12 protein-coding genes are annotated in these 20,523 nt (G+C 59.2%); 4 read left to right on the forward strand and 8 right to left on the reverse strand.

Annotated elements, in window-relative coordinates; genetic code table 11:
* Positions 1-35: 35 nt before the first annotated feature.
* Positions 36-524, forward strand: a complete 489-nt coding sequence (locus tag G5171_RS15820; protein ID WP_236347985.1) for a YbaK/EbsC family protein — start codon at positions 36-38, stop codon at positions 522-524.
* On the opposite strand, the gene mdtD is transcribed toward G5171_RS15820, so the two are convergent.
* The 4 genes from mdtD to G5171_RS15840 all read right to left on the reverse strand — a co-directional run bounded on the left by mdtD (position 496) and on the right by G5171_RS15840 (position 6,310).
* Complete coding sequence (gene mdtD / locus G5171_RS15825; protein WP_216980000.1) at positions 496-1,908, reverse strand: multidrug transporter subunit MdtD; 1,413 nt, start codon at positions 1,906-1,908, stop codon at positions 496-498. The genes G5171_RS15820 and mdtD overlap by 29 nt on opposite strands.
* 68 nt (positions 1,909-1,976) lie before the next feature.
* Complete coding sequence (locus G5171_RS15830) at positions 1,977-3,104, reverse strand: CobW family GTP-binding protein (protein ID WP_216979999.1); 1,128 nt, start codon at positions 3,102-3,104, stop codon at positions 1,977-1,979.
* A gap of 71 nt (positions 3,105-3,175) precedes the next feature.
* Positions 3,176-4,570, reverse strand: a complete 1,395-nt coding sequence (locus G5171_RS15835; protein WP_421244510.1) for a D-arabinono-1,4-lactone oxidase — start codon at positions 4,568-4,570, stop codon at positions 3,176-3,178.
* A gap of 156 nt (positions 4,571-4,726) precedes the next feature.
* Entirely contained in the window at positions 4,727-6,310 is a 1,584-nt protein-coding gene (locus G5171_RS15840; RefSeq protein WP_421244511.1) for an EAL domain-containing protein, read from the reverse strand.
* 509 nt (positions 6,311-6,819) lie between these two features.
* On the opposite strand from G5171_RS15840, the gene G5171_RS15845 reads away from it, so the two are divergent.
* Positions 6,820-9,306, forward strand: coding sequence for a GH92 family glycosyl hydrolase (locus G5171_RS15845; RefSeq protein WP_421254454.1), 2,487 nt, complete (start codon positions 6,820-6,822; stop codon positions 9,304-9,306).
* Between the two features lie 89 nt (positions 9,307-9,395).
* Here G5171_RS15845 and acnB read toward each other — a convergent pair whose 3' ends face one another.
* Both acnB and G5171_RS15855 read right to left on the reverse strand, forming a co-directional pair.
* Positions 9,396-11,993 (reverse strand): bifunctional aconitate hydratase 2/2-methylisocitrate dehydratase, encoded by a 2,598-nt coding sequence (gene acnB, locus G5171_RS15850; RefSeq protein WP_005341651.1) that lies wholly within the window; start codon positions 11,991-11,993, stop codon positions 9,396-9,398.
* A gap of 229 nt (positions 11,994-12,222) precedes the next feature.
* Positions 12,223-14,478: a patatin-like phospholipase family protein gene (locus G5171_RS15855; protein ID WP_421244514.1), complete on the reverse strand. Its 2,256-nt coding sequence runs from the start codon at positions 14,476-14,478 to the stop codon at positions 12,223-12,225.
* 235 nt (positions 14,479-14,713) lie between these two features.
* Here G5171_RS15855 and G5171_RS15860 point away from each other — a divergent pair, with 235 nt between their 5' ends.
* The gene (locus tag G5171_RS15860; protein ID WP_421244515.1) at positions 14,714-16,624 is read left to right on the forward strand and encodes a methyl-accepting chemotaxis protein; all 1,911 of its coding nucleotides are present in this window, start codon (positions 14,714-14,716) and stop codon (positions 16,622-16,624) included.
* Positions 16,625-16,767: 143 nt separating this feature from the next.
* Positions 16,768-16,950: a hypothetical protein gene (locus tag G5171_RS15865; RefSeq protein WP_337073392.1), complete on the forward strand. Its 183-nt coding sequence runs from the start codon at positions 16,768-16,770 to the stop codon at positions 16,948-16,950.
* Positions 16,951-17,020: 70 nt separating this feature from the next.
* Here the strand turns inward: G5171_RS15865 and lpdA are convergent, their stop codons facing one another.
* Together lpdA and aceF are read right to left on the reverse strand one after the other, a co-directional pair.
* Positions 17,021-18,448 carry a dihydrolipoyl dehydrogenase gene (gene lpdA / locus G5171_RS15870; protein ID WP_005336123.1) on the reverse strand — a complete coding sequence of 476 codons (1,428 nt, stop codon included), beginning with the start codon at positions 18,446-18,448 and terminating at the stop codon, positions 17,021-17,023.
* Positions 18,449-18,612: 164 nt separating this feature from the next.
* Positions 18,613-20,502: a pyruvate dehydrogenase complex dihydrolipoyllysine-residue acetyltransferase gene (gene aceF / locus G5171_RS15875; RefSeq protein ID WP_216979996.1), complete on the reverse strand. Its 1,890-nt coding sequence runs from the start codon at positions 20,500-20,502 to the stop codon at positions 18,613-18,615.
* Between the last annotated feature and the right edge of the window lie 21 nt (positions 20,503-20,523).

Below are 20,523 nucleotides of genomic sequence, written 5' to 3' on the forward strand. Positions count from 1 at the left end.
GAGTGGCAGGATAGCGCCCACCACAGGAGAACCCAATGCCACTCGATACCATTCACGACTTCAACTGCCAGCTGCTCACCGCCCTGCCCCACCAGCGCTTCGAACACGAACCGATCCTCGACTACGCCACCGATGAGAAGGTCAAAGCCCGCTTCGGCTGGCAGGCGGAGTTCAGCAAGACCCTCTTTATCAAGTTCAAGGATGGCCGCTTCGCCCTGCTGCTGACCCACAGGGATGGCCGGCTCGACAACAAGGCGGTCAAGGCCGCGCTCGGTGCCAAGCCCTCCATCTGCAGCGCCGAAGAGATGCAGGCTGAGATCGGCTGCCTGCCGGGAGCGGTCTGCCCCTTCCTGCCCCGCGCCGATATTCCGCTGCTGGTGGACCCGCAACTGCTCAGCCACTCCGCCTTCACCTGGACCCCGGGCCACCCCGAGCAGACCTTTCTGCTGGAGACGGCCCATCTGGCTGAGGTGTTGGCGCAGCTCCCCTGCGAAGTCAGCTATCTGCCCGTGACGACGGCGTAACACCATCGCGCGCCAGCTGGGCAAAGATCAGCGCCGCCAGCATGGAGAGCAAACCGACACAGAGGTAGGTGAGATGGAACCCTGCCAGCCACTGGCCATTGGCAGCTGAAGTGCCCGCCGAGAAGAGCCCCAGCAGGCTGGCCGCAATCGCCACCCCCAAACTCATGGAGAGCTGCATCACCACCGAGAGCAGGCCGTTGCCGCTACTGGCCAGGGTCGGGCTGAGATCTTGCAGCGTGAGAGTGTTCATGGCGGAGAACTGCAGCGAGTTGATGGCGCCGAAGATCGCCAGCCAGCCCAGCAGCACGCCATAGGGAAGCTGATTGTCGATAAAGTAGAAGCTGGCGATCATGGCGCCGAGCAACAGAGTGTTGCCAATCAGGATCCGGCGATAGCCCACCCTGGGGATGAGCTTGTTCACCAGCGTCTTGGTCAGCATGGCGCCCAGCACCGTCGGGATCATGGTCATCCCCGCCTTGCTCGGGGAGAAGCCAAGCCCCAATTGCAGAAAGAGCGGGGTGAGGAACGGCATGGCACCGCTGCCGAGGCGGGCAAACAGGTTGCCCCAGACCCCGATGGCGAAGGTGGCGGTCTTGAACAGGTTCAGACTGAAGAGCGGCTGCTCCGCATTGGCAGCGTAGAGCCAGTAGCTCGCCATCGCCGCCAACCCGAAAATCAGCGCAAACAGCGCCCAGCCGGTGGAGATGCTGTGCTCCCCCAATCCCTGCAAACCGACCGACACCAGCACCATGCCGAGGCTGAACAGCACGAAGCCCTGCCAATCAAAACGGGCGGTCGCCTGACGCAGATCGGGCATAAAGTACCAGCTCGCCATAAAGCCGATCACCCCCACCGGCAGGTTGATGAGAAAGACCCAGTGCCAGCTCGCTACCTCGACCAGCCAGCCACCGAGCGCTGGCCCCATCAGCGGGCCAAGCAGCCCCGGAATAGTGACGAACGACATTACCCGCAGCAGCTCCCGCTTGTCGTAGACCCGCAGCACAGCCAATCGCCCGACCGGCATCAGCAGGGCGCCGCCAATCCCCTGCAGCACCCGGGCAGCCACCAGCATCGAGAGCGAACCGGAGGCGGCACAAGCCAGCGAACCGAGGGTGAACAGCGAGATCGCTGCCAGATAGATGCGACGGGTACCGAACCTGTCCGCCAGCCAGCCGGAGGCAGGGATCAGCAGCGCCACCGTCAGCATGTAGGCGATCACCACCGACTGCATCTGCAGCGGGCTCTCCCCCAACGTCTCGGCCATGCTGGGCAGGGCGGTATTGAGAATGGTGCCATCCAGCGACTGCATGAAAAAGCCGACTGCCGCCAGCATGGGCAGCCACTTGCGCTGGGCAGGGCTTACCCCGAGTGAAACTTCCGCCATAACAGACCACCTCCACTTCAGGAATAAAAAGACCCGCTCTCGTTGTTACGGGCGGGTCATCTCAGACATCAGGCATCCGGCTGGCCAAGCATGGCCTTGAGCCGCTCTTCAAGGCTGGGCTCGGGAGCCTTGAGCGTATCAAGGAACAACCGCTCTATCCCCGCCTTGTCCTGAGTTTTCACGATAAACACCAGTCGGGACTGGGCCTTGCCCTCCGGCCACTCACCCAATGCCTGCAATGGATAGAGCTGACCGTGGACGCCGTGGATCACCACCGGCTGGCTCTCCCCTTCGAGCTGCAAGATCCCCTTGAGGCGCAACAGGGCATCGCCGTATTGGGCCTGCACCGCATCGATGGCGGCCAGCAGGCGAGAGGGCTTGAGCGGCTCACCGATGCGCAAAGAGAAACTCTCGATGTTGCCGTGCTCGAAGTGGGTGGGCGCAGCTGTGCCCACCTTGGCGGCGAACGGTTGCATCTTCGGTTGCATGGGGGATGCCAGCCCCTGCTTGGGGGATTCGGTGCGCAGCCAGGCCAGCAGTTGGCGCACATCGCGCCCGGCCGCTTCGTTGTAGGCGCCGAGCTTCTCCAGCACCGCTGGCGACAGTTCGCCATTGGTCACCTGCTGGATGGGGGCCGCCGGATTGAGGGCCGCCAGCTGGGCTTCGACCCGCGCCAGCTGTTCGCCGTCTACCAGATCGCCCTTGCTCACCACCAGCAGATCCGCCAGCGCCACCTGCTTTACCGCCTCATACTGGGCTGCCAGCTGCTGCTCGATATGACCGGCATCCACCACGGTGACGGTGCCATCGAAGCGGTAACGCTGGGCGATAAAGCCCTCTTCGCGCAGGGTAAAGAGCACGGGGGCCGGATCGGCCAGACCAGTGGTCTCGATAATCAGCCGCTTGAACGGTTTGATCTTGCGCTGGATGGCCTTCATAAAGAGCCCCTGCAACGCCTCCACCAGGGAGCCCTGCACCGAGCAGCAGATGCAGCCGGAGTCGAGCAGCATCACCTGCTCGTCCACCTGTTGCACCAGATGGTGATCCAGCCCCACCGAGCCAAACTCGTTGATGAGCACGGCGCACTCGCCAAGCTCGGGCTGCTTGACCCAGTGGTTGAGCAAGGTGGTCTTGCCGCTGCCGAGAAAGCCGGTCAGCAGGGTCACCGGGATCCTGGAGTCTTGCATATCGGTCATATCGATGACCTCCCTCTGGTCGGCAGAGTGATGAGTGAGCGGGTATCTTGCATATCGGTCATGTCAGATCCTTACCGGTTGGCAAACAGGTCGCTGAGCCAGCGGTTTTCAAAACGACCGTGGGGGTCGAGCTCGGCTTTCAACGCCACAAAGTCGTTCCAGCGTGGCAGCAGGGCCGGGAAGTCGTAGAGATCCATCGCCAGATGCTTGCCGAAATGGGGGATACCGCCAAGGGGCACCAGCAGCTGCTGTAGCTCGCGCATCTGCTCCATTGAGCCGTTGACGAAGGTGCCGTCTGCAGCCAGATAGACCAGAAAACCGATCCAGCAGACCGGCTGGCCATAAGCGGCACTGAGCCAGGCCTCGGAAGGGCCGGTGCAGCGCAGGATAAAGGGGTAGTGCAACACGCCCGGATTGGCCTGCTGCCACGCTTGCAGAGTCTCCAGCGCCTCGTTCATGCGATGCAGCGGCACCGCCACCTCGCAGTTGATTTGGGGCGCCGGGATCCCCTTGCAGAGGATCTGGTAGACGTTGCCCACCAGATCGGAGGCATCCTTGAAGCGGCGCACCGTCTCGAAGTGCTCACCGGCCAGTGCCTCATCCTTGGTATCTTTCGCCATCTTCTGCAGGGTGGCATCTATGGTGGCGTTCATGCGGGCGTCGATATCGCCATCCAGCAGCAGCGGCTCGCTGCCACCGGCGCGATAACGGGCCACCTCCTCATCGGAGGCAGGGTCCACCAGCCAGATGTGACTCTCGCCGGTCCAGGCAAACCACCAGCTCTTCACAAAGCCATGCTCGCGGTTGAGCCGTTCGTTGTGCTCCAGCAGGAAGGGGTAATCGGTGGTGAACTTGGTGCAGCGCATAATGCGGTTGGACACGGTGCGCAGGGTGACGTCGAGCAGGATGCCGAGCATCCCCATTCCCATCACGAAGGCACCGAAGCGCGGGTCGGTGCGATCCACCCGGATGATGTCGCCATTGGCCAGCATCACCGTCATCGCCTCCACCGCATCGCACAGGGCTGACTGGTGCAGCCCCTGACCGTGGGTGCCGGTGCTGAGGGCGCCGCCCAGGGTTTGGATGCCGATAACGCCGGGGGATGCGGGCAGCATCCGCTCCATGGCGATCAGCTCGGCATAGACGGTATCGAGCGGCGTCCCCGCCTGATAGGTCACGGTATCGGCGGTTTTCGCCAGCTGGCCGCGCAGGTGGTGCAAGTCCACCAGCAGTGCCTGACTGCCCTCGGCGTAGACGCTATGAATGGGCTCAAAAGAGAGGCCGGAGCCGATAAGGCGCAGCTTGCGCTCGGGGTGCTCCCGCAGCAGCGCTTGCAGCTCATCGCGGGTTTTCGGGCGCCACACCTGATCCAGCGCCCCGAGGGGATTGGTTCTCGACCAGTTGAACAGCACCTCCCGATTACCAATCGCCTTGATGCTGTGAAATGCCTGGAACTGAACCGTCATACCGCGCCTCATCTGACTTCAAAATGAGCGCCGATTCTACCGAAAAGTGAGCCACAAGGCATGAAAAACAAGCCCCTGCACTCGAGGGGGGATAGGGGGAGAGCACTTCCCTACCCTGCCAGAAAGGAGCTTGGCCGCCCGTCTGTCACCGATAAATCAGGTGGCGTTCGGGATGCCTCGCCCATCTGGCTGGCGGGTTTGTGCCTCTTCCGGTAGCAGCTCCTCGCAGAACTGGCGCAACGGCATGGGGCGAGCAAACAGGTAACCCTGCAGATAATCGACCCCTTTCGCCCTGAGGTAGTCAGCCTGACGCTCACTCTCCACCCCTTCCGCCACCAGCGCCAGACCGAGCCGGGTCGCCAGATCGATCACGTTGTCCACGATATGTTCCGAAAGGGACTCGGTGCCGATACGGGCGATAAAGGATTTGTCGATCTTGAGGTAATCCACATGGAACTGCTGCAGGTAAGCCAGGCTGGAGTGGCCGGTACCAAAGTCGTCGATGGCGAGTTTTACCCCCATCTCGTCCAGCTGGCGGAACAGGGAGAGGGTCTGGGGATCGGACATCAGCAGCTCCCGTTCAGTCAGCTCCAGCACCAGTACCACCTTGCCGGGGAGGAAATGCCCGAGGAAGGCGCGACACTCGGCCAGCAGGGCAAAATCATGGCAATGAGCGGCGCTGATGTTGAAGCTGATATGAAACCCATCGGGCAACTGCTCCTGAGAGCGGTTCAACCGTGTCGCCACCTGTTTCATGATATGGGTGGTCATGGGAACGATCAGTCCCGACTCCTCCGCTTGCGGGATAAAGAGATCGGGCCGGATCACTCCTTCATTGACATGCTCCCAGCGCATCAGTACCTCGGCGCCCATCATCTTGCCGTCGTGGCTGGCAATCAGCGGCTGCAGATAGGGAACAAACTCCCTGGCCCGCAGGGCGCGTCGCAACTCATCTGTTGGCGAGCCGGGACGCCCCAGCACCCACCACACCAGCCAGGCCAGCAAAAGCGAGGAAACCGCCAGCCACGACAGCGCCACATGCCGCGCGGCCCACAGCGACGTCCAGTAGACCGGCATGGCATAACCGGCATGGATGGTGAAAGGATAATGGGATGAGGTGAGGGCCAGGCTAATCCCGCGCTGGAGGGTGGGCGCCTCGCTCAGATAGCGGCCCGACTCATTGAGCCAGGCCGCTCCCACCTGCAGATAGAGCGCGCTGGATTTTCCGCTCATGGTGAGCATGAAGCTGAGCTGAGTGCTGTCGATAGCGCTCAGGGCGGCATCCTTACCCTGCTCGGTGCGCACCACTAGCAGCGGGTGATTTTGCCGAACCCGGTTGCCACTCATCAACAGCAGCTTGCGGCCAGCATAGATAGCACCGTCATCAGCATCGTTGGCCTCACCAAAAAGCGAGGTGCAATAGATGATGCCATTGCGAACCAGATTGACCGAACGCAGGAAGGGCTCGATGGCGACCTTCTTGCGCAGTACCAGCAGGTTGTCGCGACAGGGAGCATTCACCAGAGGCAGCACAGAGCGATTGGCCTGCTCCGCATGATCCAGCATCGACTCCATCAGGGTTCTGGCCTTGTGGGCCGAGGCGCTGGATTCCGCTTTCAGCTCCTGCACATAATTGCTGTGGATGAGCCAACCTCCCACCAGCAGCGGCAGGGTAAAGACCAGCAAGGCACCGCCGAAGCGTAACCCGGTTCGGGAGAGATCGATCCTGAACAGAAACATAAAGAACCACGCCGCAATTCGTCGGGCCAGCCCGCACAAGCCAAAGAGAAAAGAACTCATCTCACACCGATAGCGGAGCACTGTTTCGCGACCGGTCATAACCAGACAACATAACGCAAAGCGTTTATAAAACGAACTGTAAGGTTCATTGAAAGGATGATGTCTGCCGCAAAAGACCCCGAACGGATCACATTCATCTAAAACACAGCCTGCTCCGGCTCGCCCTTCTCCCAGTAGCCTCTCTGAAGAGGCTAACGACAGACCTGTGCGGTTAACTCTGCCTGTTAAAAATAATGTCGAAAGAACCCGTCCTGAGGTGCAGGTGATCAAATTCACACAACTGGATGACCGTCATAATAATCCAGTAAATGCCACAAAATTAATCTACTCGCTCAATCGACACCCTATTAACATCAATTTACTAAAATAAGAATCTACAAATAATTATGTTGACCATCTATTACGTTCAGCTGCAAACGTAAAAATTCTATCAGTCACCGAAGCCATCTTTGCCAAATATTGGCGAAGAAAGATATTGCTCGTTCATAAATGACACAACCTTGCCAAGGAGCCCAATCATGAAACATAAACCAACCCCATTAGTGATAGCGCTCACCATAGCACTATCCGGCTGTAACAGTGATTCGACCACCAGTTCTGATAACTCTCGTCCGACACCTGATAAATCGTTAATCCAGTATATAAACCCATTAATCGGCACCGGTGCTGATGGCCACACCTTCCCTGGAGCCGTCTACCCGGGTGGACTGGTGCAGCTCTCCCCTGATACAGAGATGGAGGGTTGGGGCTCGGCAGCTGGCTATTTTGACCATGGCAAGCTATCTGATATTCCAGTTTATGGCTTCTCTCACACCCATTTGTCAGGCACTGGTATTACTGATCTCGGTGATATTCTCATTTTGCCGTTTACCGATAAAAACAACACTACTTACAACACCTTTGATAAAGCCAATGAGCAAGCAGAGGCGGGCCACTATTCTGTCATTCTTAACAACGGAAAAATCAAGGCTGAGTTAACAACGTCAGCCCGGGTTGGATATCACAAATATACCTTCCCCAAAGGCAGCACGCCCTCAATTAAACTCGACCTTGATCACACACTGAATAAGAGCTGGGGCAATCGCACCACTGTTGGCGATATTGAATTTGTCGATGAATACACCATTCGCGGCAAGCGCAGTTCGGATGGCTGGGCCAACAACCAGCACATCTATTTCTACGCAAAATTCAGCCAGCCAGTGGTCAAGGCCAGCGTCGTTGTCGATGACGTAACAACCGAAGCGACCTTGAAACAGGATGCATTCAGGGGAACTAAAACCATCGCCTATCTGACTTTCAGTCCCAGTGAACAACAGCTCGAACTGAAGGTCGGGATCTCCCCCACCGGAGTTGAAGGGGCGCAGAAAAATCTGGAAACCGAGGTGCCGGATTGGGGTTTCGAGGATCAGGTAGCCAGCAACCAGCAGGCCTGGCATGGCGAGCTGGAAAAAGTAAAAGTAAGCGGAGGCACTCAGGCCCAAAAAGAGATTTTCTATACCGCCATGTACCACTCCCAGATTGCCCCGATGATATTCCAGGATGTGGATGGCAAGTATCGTGCAATGCGCACTCAGGAGATCAAGGATGCCGGAGCCATCCCCAACTACTCCGTCTACTCCATGTGGGACACCTTCCGGGCACAGCACCCGCTGCAAACCATCATCAACCCTCGTAAAGCCGAGGAGTATGTTAACGACTTGATCCGCAAGTACAAGGATGGTGGCATTCTGCCCAAGTGGGAGTTGCACGGCCATTACACCGGCACCATGATTGGCTTTCCAGCCATCTCCATCATTGCGGATGCCATGGTCAAGGGGATGAATGTCGATGCCCAAGAGGCTCTGGACGCCGCCGAATTTACCGCCCGCTATCACAAGAAAGAGGAGCTCCCGGACTGGACCGAAGACCAGAACATAGGTGCGGCCAGCATTGCCCAGCTCGAGGTATACGAGCAGAACGGCTATGTACACTGGGGATACTGGAACTCCACCTCCTATACCCTGGAGTTTGCTTACGGCGATTGGGCTCTCTCGGAAATCGCCCGAATGGCGGGCAACAACAAGGTTCAGCAGGAATTTCTCAACCGCTCGAACAACTACCTGAACCATTGGGATGCCACAACCGGCTTCTTCCGCCCCAAAAACCACCCAGACAGCTGGAACCCGCACCGCCCGGCCAGCCAGTTCAATCAACCCGTTGATGAGAACTCTCCTGACTGCAAGCTGGAGACGGTCAACAAACCCGATGGCACCAGCGTCGAGATGCGCGTCTGCCCGCTACTGCCATTTGATCCCTACTATGTGGACGAGTTTGCCTACACCGAGGGCAATAGCTGGCAATGGAAATTCCAGCCGCTGCATGCTTTCCAGTGGCTCAAACAGGAAGTGGGCGGAGAGAAAGGGCTGCGCGAGGATCTGGATGAACTGTTCAACGCCCGCTCATCCAATAGCGGTGAAGCGCTGCCTGACCTGACCGGCTATATCGGCCAGTACATGCATGGTAATGAACCGTCGCACCATATCCCCTACCTCTACAACATGACCGATGAACCGTGGAAAACGCAGGAGTATCTGGATCGGGTCATGAACGAGTTTTACACCACCAAGCCAACCGGTCTGATTGGTAATGAGGATGTCGGCCAGATGTCGGCCTGGTACATCATGTCGGCCATGGGATTCTATCAGGTTACCCCTGCATCTCCGCACTACAGCATCGGCCGCCCACTGTTCGATGAGGTGACGATTGCAATGAAAGACGGGACCTTCAGGATCACCGCCGACAATAACAGCCCTCACAACAAGTACGTAAAGTCTGTCACCATCAACGGCAAGCCGCTATCGGGGGATCTCACCTTCGAGCACAGCGAGATCAGGGCCGGAGGGGAGTTGCACTTTGTCATGACAGGCGACAAGAGAGAGGCAATGACCCGACTCTAACCGTCCGCATAAATGAAAAATGCCGCGTAGCTACGCGGCATTTTTATTGGCTGACACAGAGCCCCTGCAGGGCCCTGTCATCCATTCACTCAGACAGCTTGCTGCAGGATCACCGCATCGGCCTTCTTGGTGTAGGAGGCGATCTCGTTGAAGTTGAGATAGCGGTAGGTGTCAGCCGCAGTGGCATCGAGCGCCTTGGCGTATTGCAGGTACTCTGCCACGGTCGGGATCTTGCCGAGAATGGCGGCAACGGCTGCCAGCTCCGCAGAGGCCAGATAGACGTTGGCACCTTTACCCAGACGGTTCGGGAAGTTGCGGGTGGAGGTGGAGACCACCGAGGCACCTTCCGCTACCCTCGCCTGGTTGCCCATGCACAGGGAACAACCCGGGATCTCGATGCGGGCACCGACGCGACCAAAGATGCCGTAGTAGCCCTCTTCAGTCAGCTGATCCTTGTCCATCTTGGTGGGCGGCGCGATCCACATGCGGGTCGGCAGCTCGCCCTGATACTTCTCGAGCAGTTTGCCGGCGGCACGGAAGTGGCCGATGTTGGTCATGCAGGAACCGATGAACACCTCGTCGATCTTGTCGCCAGCCACGTCGCTCAGCAGACGGGCGTCGTCCGGATCGTTCGGCGCACACAGGATTGGCTCCTTGATGGTGGCCAGATCGATCTCGATGATTTCGGCGTACTCGGCATCCTTGTCCGCTTCCATCAGGGTCGGGTTGGCCAGCCACTCTTCCATCCCCTTGATGCGACGGGTGATGGTGCGCGGGTCACCGTAACCTTCGGAGAGCATCCATTTCAGCATCACGATGTTGGACTTCAGGTACTCGATGATCGGCTCTTTATCCAGCTTGATGGTGCAACCGGCAGCGGAACGCTCGGCACTGGCATCGGCCAGCTCGAAGGCTTGTTCCACTTTCAGGGTCGGCAGACCTTCGATCTCGAGGATACGGCCGGAGAAGATGTTCTTCTTACCCGCCTTCTCGACGGTCAGCAGCCCTTTCTGGATGGCGGCATAGGGAATGGCATGAACCAGATCACGCAGAGTGATGCCCGGTTGCAGCTCGCCCTTGAAGCGCACCAGCACAGATTCCGGCATATCCAGCGGCATCACGCCGGTAGCGGCGGCGAAAGCCACCAGACCGGAGCCCGCCGGGAAGGAGATACCGATGGGGAAACGGGTGTGGGAGTCACCACCGGTACCCACGGTATCCGGCAGCAGCATGCGGTTCAGCCAGGAGTGGATGACGCCGTCACCCGGACGCAAGCTCACACCGCCGCGGTTCATGATGAAGTCCGGCAGGGTGTGGTGGGTCTGTACGTCGATGGGCTTGGGGTAGGCCGCGGTGTGGCAGAAGGACTGCATGGTCAGATCGGCGGAGAAACCGAGGCAGGCCAGATCCTTGAGCTCGTCGCGGGTCATCGGGCCCGTGGTGTCCTGGGAGCCGACCGTGGTCATCTTGGGCTCGCAGTAGGTGCCGGGGCGAATGCCCTTCACGCCGCACGCCTTGCCCACCATCTTCTGGGCCAGGGTGAAGCCTTTGCCGGTATCGGCCACCGGCTGCGGGCGGCGGAACACGGTGGAAAACGGCAGACCCAGTGCTTCGCGGGCCTTGTCAGTCAGGCCGCGACCGATGATCAGCGGGATACGGCCACCGGCGCGCACTTCGTCGATTAGCACGTCGGTTTTCAGTTCAAACTGTGCCAGCACCTGTTCGGTGCCATGTTTGCAGATCTTGCCGGCATAGGGGTAGATGTCGATCACATCGCCCATTTCCAGCTTGGAGACGTCCACTTCGATGGGCAGAGCGCCGGCATCTTCCATGGTGTTGAAGAAGATCGGGGCAATCTTGCCACCCAGACAGACACCGCCAGCGCGCTTGTTCGGCACGAACGGAATGTCGTCGCCCATAAACCAGAGCACCGAGTTGGTGGCGGATTTACGGGAAGAGCCGGTACCGACCACGTCACCGACATAGGCCAACGGGAAGCCTTTCTCTTTCAGGGCATCGATGGTCTTGATGGGGCCGACGGCGCCATCCTTATCCGGAGTAATGCCGGGGCGGGCGTTTTTCAACATCGCCAGCGCGTGCAGCGGAATGTCCGGGCGGGACCAGGCGTCAGGTGCCGGGGAGAGGTCGTCGGTGTTGGTTTCGCCGGTCACCTTGAACACGGTGACGGTGATCTTCTCGGCCAGTTCCGGGCGGGAGAGGAACCACTCGGCATCGGCCCAGGATTGCATCACCTGTTTGGCGTGGACATTGCCCGCCTTGGCCTTCTCTTCCACGTCGTGGAAGGAGTCAAACATCAGCAGGGTGTGGGAGAGCCCCTTGGCGGCAAGCGGCGCCAGGGTGGCATGATCCAGCAGGTCGATCAGCGGCTGAATGTTGTAACCACCCTGCATGGTGCCCAGCAGCTCAACGGCTTCGGCGGCAGTCAGGATGGGAGAGTGGGCTTCGCCCTTGGCGACAGCAGTGAGGAAACCGGCTTTGACATAGGCCGCTTCATCAACACCGGGGGGAATACGGGAGGACAACAGCTCTTTCAGAAAATCTTCTTCGCCAGCGGGCGGGTTCTTGATCAGTTCAACCAGAGCGGCGACCTGCTCTGCGTCCAGAGGTTTGGCAACCACGCCCTCGGCGGCACGTTCTGCGACGTGTTTACGGTATGTTTCAAGCACGACTAATTCCTCTTTGGTCTTTTTTTGGGGTTCGCCCAGGCTCGCGGCGATCGTCCTTGCGGGACACCCCGTAGGGTGCTCCCCACTATATAAGTTTTAACGACTAATTAAAATCCAAACCCTGCTCACTTATTCACCACAAAATCATAACCAATTAAACATAATGACTTTTTTTGAAAATTAATTGACCACCGCCAACCAGAATTAACAAATTGGCATCAATTCGGCATTATTCGAACGTACTGCCCAATTGCAGATAGAACATGTTATTCCCCCCTTCCGCCATACCGTAGCCGAGGAACACAGGCCCCAGGAAACTCTCCACTCCCACGTAGACTGAGCCGGCAGTGAAGGAGCTCTCCAGACTGATATCCTCCCCCTTGTTCCAGACCCCGCCCTGCTCCAGCGATCCACCCAGATAGAGCGGCATCTTGAGGGCACCGAAGTCGTTGTCCGCTACCCGATAGATGTAACGCAGGCCGCCAAACAGGCTGTAACGACCGCTCAGCTGGTAGCGCTGGAAACCGGACATGCGGAACAACCCGCCCAGATCCTGCACGAACAGTGGATACTCCTCCTGAGAAGTGGACCCGCCCCCTTCCAGCAGCAGGTTGAGGCTATGTCTTTCCCAAGACCAAGGCTTAATCATCGACAGGTGGTAGTTGATCCCTTCATGGAGCTCATTGCCCCCCTCCTTGTCATTCAGCCGGACGGAGGTATACCCCCCCTTGATGTCCCAGTAGGCTCCCTGATAGGGGAAGTAACGGCTATCCAGAGTATCGTGCTCGAATCGGGCATAGGGTCCCCAGGCTGTGGCATCCCCCTGCAGCTCCTTGACGTTTTTGATCTCGATACTGCCCGTCCGCCCTTCCAATCCCATCGACAAGCGACTCCAGGGCTGACGGTTCCAGCCCACCGCCAGATCGGCGCTGAAGAAGGAGTACTCGGCATCAAGATAGGTGAAGGATGGCTCTTCCGGATCCGGATTGAACAGACTTCTCAGAGTCTGGTCATAGGCCAGACTCGCCTCGCCATAGAAAGTCTGGGAGGGCTCGAGCGGGGTATAGAAGTCGGTCTTGATATGCTTGGCCGTCCCCAACGACGCCTCGGTCAGCCACTCGGCCCCCCACTCGTTGACGTTGGTAAGGGTATAGGACATGCCGACGTTATAGTTGGAGGTGTTCTGGAAATCGTCGGAGAAGCCGAACTGGAAGTTGAGGTAACCCGGCCCCCAGTTCTTCTCGCTGGCATCCACTACCAGCACGTTCTCCCCATCACGCTCCTCCACTTCATAGGTGATGCGATCGAATGACTCCAGCGCATAGAGGCGGCGAATGCCAGCCTCCAGACTCTCGTTGGTCTGGATCTTGTCAGGCCGAACATCCAGCATGGCGCGCACCGTCTCGTCAGAGAGGCGCGACTTGTTGATGATCTCCACCTTGTCGATGAAATAAGCGGGCTGGCCACTACGTTCGGCACGTCGGCTCAGCTTCTGGTTGCGATAGGCGTTGTACTGCGTCTTGGTGAGTGACAACTTATCGAGTTGCAGCGACGCCTTGTCCGCCGCCGCCTCACCCATCTTGATCCCCTCCCGCATCCGGGCAAAGTCGGCAATCCCAATATCGCCAAATTCGGGGGCAATCAGTATGTCTTTGGGTCCCATCAGTGCCTTCTGCTTGTCAGTCCCCACCTGGGTCATATAGGTGGTAAGCTGATCGATCATGGCGAGACCTGACTTCAAGGACTCCCGGGTACGCAGCTTGGCACCGATATCCACCGCGATCACCACGTCGGCCCCCATCGCCTTGGCGACATCCACCGGCATGTTGTTGACGCTGCCGCCGTCCGCCAGGATGTGCCCTTCCCACTCCACCGGCTTGAGAGCACCGGGAATGGACATGGAGGCCTGCATCGCCTTGGCCAGGCTGCCGTGATCCAGCACGAAGGGTGTCACCGTCTCCATATCGGTCGCCATGGCGCGGTAGGGGATGGGCAGATCATCGAAACTCGCCTGCACCGGCAGGTTGGAAGTGGCTGCCCTCAGCAGGCTGGCCATGGATTGGCCCTGGAAGAAACCGTCCGGCAGCTGGGTGGTGTCGCCATTCACCCCGATGTCAGTGCGCAGTTGGTACTGCTCGTTCTGCTGCTTTTTACGCAGCGACAGCTCGTCGCGGCCAACCTTGTCCTGATACCCCTTGTTCCAGTCGATGGCTAAAGTAGTGCGCTCCACCTCCTCGGCACTGAGCCCCATGGCGTACATCCCCGCCACATAAGAGCCCATGCTGGTACCGACTATGATATCGACCGGGATCCGTTTCTGCTCCAGTACCTTGAGGATGCCGATATGGGCAGACCCCTTGGCACCACCGCCACTGAGCACCACTGCAATTTTCGGGCGCTCTCCCTGTGCCGCCGCAGCCAACAGCGGGCAGACCGCCAGCATCACCAAAAGCAGACGGGTCCATCCCGCACCTAAGCTGCGCATCATATTTTCCATATTATTCAGAGGGTCAGTCACCAAGGATGGCCTCTACTATAAGGGGCCGGGCAGTTAGCGCAACCGTCAATCCACATCCCGCGTGTGCAGCATGCCGGAGGGGGGCGCCGTCGCCCCTGTGAGCGCAAACGTAATCCGAAAATAAAGGCATCCCCGGACTCATGAGTGGCAGAGTACGGCCGCTAATATGAGGGTCGTCAACCTCAACCTTTTGAGCACCTTTATGCTGGCAACCCTCACTCTCAAACAGAAAATAGTGGCGACGGTCACTCTGGCCGTGGTCGTCTCCTGCCTGCTGGTAGGCTACTTCAGCCAACGCTCGGCCCAGCAACTGATCGAAACCCGGATGTTCGAGCAGGAGCTGCCCAACCTGACCCAGCGGATCAGCAAGGAGATAGAACAGGATCTCCACGGCATCGCCCAGGCCGCACGCCAACTGGCCACCGACCGTTTCATCCTCGACTGGGTGGATCGGGGCATGCCCAAAGAGCAGGAGTCAATCCTCATCAACCAACTCAAGGATGTAGCCAACCAGTATGGTCTGGTGACTGCCTCTTTCGCCGATCGCCAAACCGCCGCCTACTACAACCAGGATGGCTTTCTGCGCAACCTGACCACCGCACAGGACGCCTGGTTCTATGACTACACCAAGAGCCAGAAGGAGATGACCCTCAGCATCTTCCGCGAGAGCAACGGCGAGGTGAAGCTGTTCGTCAACTTCCAGCAACTCAACGGGCGCGGGTTGGCCGGCTTTGCCAAATCCCTCGACACCATGGTGACCATGGTCGCCAACTTCCGGCTGGAAGAGAGTGGCATCGTCTTTATGGTCGATGGCAGTGGCAAGGTGAAGCTTCATCCCGAGGCCAACCGCATCGAGCGTGACACCCTTGGCAGCATTGCCAGCGGCGATACCGGCAGCCTGCTGGCCAAACGCCCCTTTGCCGTCATCAACGCCGAAGTGAATGGTGAGCCCATGGTACTGGCCAGCAGCTATATCCCGCTGCTCGACTGGTATCTGGTGGCCCAGGTGCCAGCAGCCGAGATCTATGCCGAACTGGATCAGACCCGCAACGAGATCCTGATGATCTCGCTGGTCATCGCGCTGGCCATGGGGCTGATGGGGATGCTGCTGTCCGGCTCGGTCAGCCGTCCGCTCAATGAGCTGGCCCGCCTGTTCAAGGAGCTGGGTAGCGGCGATGGGGATCTCACCCAGCGCCTCAAGGTGGAGGGGCGTGACGAGTTGAGTCAGGTCGCCACCGGCTTCAACAACTTCGTCGCCAAGATCCACGGCTCCATCGAGCAGGTGGCGGAGAACTCTCGCCAGCTCGCGGCCACTGCCAATGAAGTGGCAACCAAGGCCCAACTGACCCAGCACAACTGTACCGCCCAGCGCGACCGTACCGTGCAGGTGGCCACCGCCATCCACGAAATGGGCGCTACGGTGAGCGAGATCGCCGGTAACGCTTCGCTGGCAGCAGAAGTAGCCAGACAGGCCAACGATCAGGCCGATGCAGGGGCGGTCGTGGTGGCACAGGCACGCCACGGCATCGTCGGCCTCTCCGGCGAGATTGAGCAGGTGGCCGGGGTTATCGAGTCGCTGGCGAGCCAGACCGACTCCATCGGCAGCATCCTCGAAACAATCCGCAGCATCTCGGAGCAGACCAACCTGCTGGCACTGAACGCCGCCATCGAGGCCGCACGGGCCGGTGAACAGGGTCGCGGTTTCGCCGTGGTGGCAGATGAGGTGCGCAATCTGGCCAACCGCTCCGCCGCCTCGACCGCCGAGATCCAGGGGATGATCAACCGCTTGCAGGAGCAGAGTGCCCGCGCCGTCAGCGCCATGGCACAGGGGCGCAACCAGAGTCTGGAGGTAGTGAGCCAGGCCGATGAGGCCAACGCCGCCCTCGGCCAGATCACCGCCCACATCACCCAGATCAACGACATGAATATCCAGGTCGCCACCGCCACCGAGGAACAATCCAGCGTAGTGGGCGAGATCAACCGTAACGTAGAGGACATCAACCAGCTCACCATGGAGACCGCCGACATTGCCCACCAGCTGACCGAGTCCAGCCGCAGCCTGCAGCAGCTCTCCGGTCAACTCGACAAGCTGGTCGGCAACTTCCGTCTGTAGTCTGCATCCCACTTATGAAGACTCACCAGAGGGCGCTGCGGCGCCCTCTGTCATAGCCACGGCAAACGGTGACGCACGGCCATTCAACCGCCGTTATGCGGCTCTCGAAATGCCTCATAATCAGGGAAATATGAGGAGGAGTTATGGGCAAGCTGATCGTAATGATATTGCTGGGGGGAGTGCTCAGCGCCTGCAGCAGCGGGCCTGTACGAGTACACGGCGCCGACGTGAGCGTGGATGATACCCGGATCCGGGTCAGCGACGGCAGTAGTGGCGGTTATGGCACCTTCTGCCCGCCCGGTCAGGCCAAGAAGGGGCGCTGCTAAACCACCTGCAGACGCTAAAAAACAAAAAGCCGCTCATTCGAGCGGCTTTTTAGACAAGCGGGGAAGAAAATTACTTTTTCTTCTTGGCCTTGGCGTTCGGCAGGTCGGTGATGGAGCCTTCGAATACTTCGGCAGCCAGACCCACAGACTCGTGCAGAGTCGGGTGAGCATGGATGGTCAGCGCGATATCTTCGGCGTCCGCACCCATCTCGATGGCCAGACCGATTTCACCCAGCAGTTCACCACCGTTGGTACCGACGATGGCACCACCGATAACCCGGCCGCTCTCCTTGTCGAAGATCAGCTTGGTCATACCGTCGGAGCAGTCGGACGCAATGGCGCGGCCGGAAGCAGCCCACGGGAAGGTGGCGACTTCGAAGTTCAGGCCCTGTTGCTTGGCTTCCTTCTCGGTCAGACCCACCCATGCCATCTCTGGCTCGGTGTAAGCGATGGACGGGATCACTTTCGGGTCGAAGTAGTGCTTCTTGCCGGCGATAACTTCAGCGGCAACGTGACCTTCGTGAACACCTTTGTGTGCCAGCATCGGCTGACCCACGATGTCACCTATGGCGTGGATGTGCGCCACGTTGGTACGCAGCTGCTTGTCCACCTCAATGAAACCACGCTCGGTCACGGCAACGCCAGCTTTCTCGGCATCCAGCATCTTGCCATTCGGCACACGACCTACGGCAACCAGCACGTTGTCGTAACGAACAGGCTCGGCCGGAGCGTGCTTGCCTTCATAGGAGACGTACAGGCCGTCTTCGCGCGCTTCAACTGCGGTGACCTTGGTCTCCAGCATGATGTTGAATTTCTTGGCGACGCGCTTGGTGTAGATCTTGACGATGTCTTTGTCGGCAGCCGGAACCAGCTGGTCGGCAAATTCCACCACATCGATCTCGGAACCCAGAGAGGAGTAAACGGTACCCATCTCCAGACCGATGATGCCGCCACCGATAACCAGCAGTTTGCCGGGAACGGTTTTCAGCTCCAGCGCATCGGTAGAGTCCCATACGCGGGGGTCATCGTGGGGGATGAACGGCAGCTTCACCGGACGGGAACCGGCCGCGATGATGGCGTTGTCAAAGGTCACGGTAGTCTTGCCGTCGGCACCTTCCACTTCAAGGGTGTTCGGGCCGGTAAATTTACCCAAGCCGTTAACAACCTGAACTTTACGCATCTTGGCCATGCCAGCCAGACCGCCGGTCAGCTGGTTGATAACCTTCTCTTTCCACAGACGGATCTTGTCGATGTCGGTCTGCGGGGCACCGAAGACGATGCCGTGCTCGGCCAGCGCCTTGGCTTCTTCAATCACTTTGGCAACGTGCAGCAGCGCCTTGGAAGGGATGCAGCCCACGTTCAGGCAGACGCCACCCAGGGTGGAGTAACGCTCGACGATAATGGTATCCAGACCCAAATCGGCCGCACGGAAAGCAGCGGAATAACCGGCAGGGCCAGCACCCAGTACTACGACCTGGGTTTTGATTTCTTTACTCATCATGACCTCTTTGTCGTTCTTGTATCCCCGGACAGCGCAGTCTTATGCCTTCTTTTCCTTGCAAAACAAGAGGCCGCTGCAGCCGTGAAAAAAACGGGGCAAGTTTACGATCATGTTAATGAAATGAGAAGTAAAAAGGGCAGGCTCTGGGCCCGCCCTCTCACTTACAGGACCAGTCGACGAATGTCGGACAGCACGCCGTTCATGGTGGTGATGAAGCGAGCCCCATCGGCACCATCGATCACGCGGTGGTCGTAGCTCAGAGCCAGCGGCAGCATCAGGCGCGGCGCGAACTCTTTACCGTTCCACTTCGGCTTCATCTCGGACTTGGAAACACCGAGGATAGCCACTTCCGGCGCGTTGACGATCGGGGTAAAGCTGGTACCGCCGATGCCACCCAGGCTGGAGATGGTGAAGCAACCGCCCTGCATGTCGGCAGCGGTCAGCTTGCCGGCACGGGCCTTCTTGGAGATCTCGGCCAGATCGCGAGACAGCTCCATGATGCCCTTCTTGTTAACATCGCGCACCACGGGCACAACCAGACCGTTGGGGGTATCTACCGCCACACCGATGTGGATGTACTTCTTCATGATCAGCTTGCTGCCATCTTCGGACAGGGAGCTGCAGAAGCGCGGGTGAGCTTCCAGCGCCTTGGCGGCGGCTTTCAGGATGAACACCAGCGGGGTGATCTTCACGTCAGCCTTCTGCTTCTCGAGCATCGCGTTCTGCTCTTTGCGGAACGCTTCCAGCTCGGTGGTATCGGCTTCGTCGAACTGGGTGACATGAGGGATCATGACCCAGTTGCGGTGCAGGTTCGGACCGGAGATCTTCTGGATGCGGGTCAGCTCGACCTCTTCCACATCACCAAACTTGCTGAAGTCTACCTTCGGCCACGGCAGTACGCCCAGACCGTTGCCACCGGCTACGCCGGCAGAGGCAGGAGCGGACTCGGCACGCTTGATGGCATCCTTCACGTAGGCTTGTACGTCTTCTTTGACGATGCGGCCCTTGCGACCGGAGGCTTTCACCTTGGCCAAGTTGACGCCAAACTCGCGCGCCAGACGGCGTACTGCCGGGGAGGCGTGTACATAGGCATCGTTGGCAACGAAATCGGTCGCAGCGGCAGCAGCCTGGGCAACCGGAGCCGGAGCAGCGGCAACAGGGGCTGCAGCGACCGGAGCGGCAGCTTGAGCAACCGGCGCGGCAGCAGGAGCAGCGCCAGCTACTTCGAAGACCATGATCAGGGAACCGGTGGAGACCTTGTCACCCGCCTTCACCTTGATCTCTTTGACCACACCGGCGAACGGAGCAGGCACTTCCATGGAGGCCTTGTCACCTTCCACGGCGATCAGGGACTGATCGGCTTCAACCTTGTCACCCACAGCAACCATGATCTCGGTGACTTCCACCTCATCGCCACCGATATCCGGTACGTTGACCTCTTTGGCAGCAGCGGCAACCGGGGCAGCAGCCACGGGCGCGGCAGCTTGGGCCGGAGCAGCAACGGCAGCAGGCGCAGCGCCAGCCACTTCAAATACCATCACCAGAGAGCCGGTAGAGACCTTGGCACCAGCGGCAACCTTGATCTCGACTACGCGGCCTGCGAACGGTGCCGGTACTTCCATGGAGGCCTTGTCACCTTCCACGGCGATGATGGACTGGTCAGCTTCTACCATGTCGCCGACGGCAACCATGATTTCAGTCACGTCCACTTCGTCGTCACCGATGTCCGGTACGTGCACATCTTTGCGCACGGCAGCGGCAGGTGCGACGGCCGGAGCAGCAGCAACCGGTGCAGCCACTTCAGCAGGGGCTGCAGCGCCTTCGGCTTCGAAGATCATGATCTGGGAACCGGTGGCAACCTTGTCGCCCACCTTGATCAGGATCTCTTTGACGATACCGGCTGACGGGGCCGGTACTTCCATGGAGGCCTTGTCGCCTTCTACCGCGATAATGGACTGGTCCAGCTCGACCTTGTCGCCCACGGCCACCATGATCTCGGTGACTTCAACCTCATCGGCGCCGATATCCGGCACCATAATCTGTTTGGACATTGTGCTTTATCCTCTTGCGTC

This window comes from Aeromonas sp. 600774, from assembly GCF_049175075.1.
Classification (GTDB): domain Bacteria; phylum Pseudomonadota; class Gammaproteobacteria; order Enterobacterales; family Aeromonadaceae; genus Aeromonas; species Aeromonas veronii_A.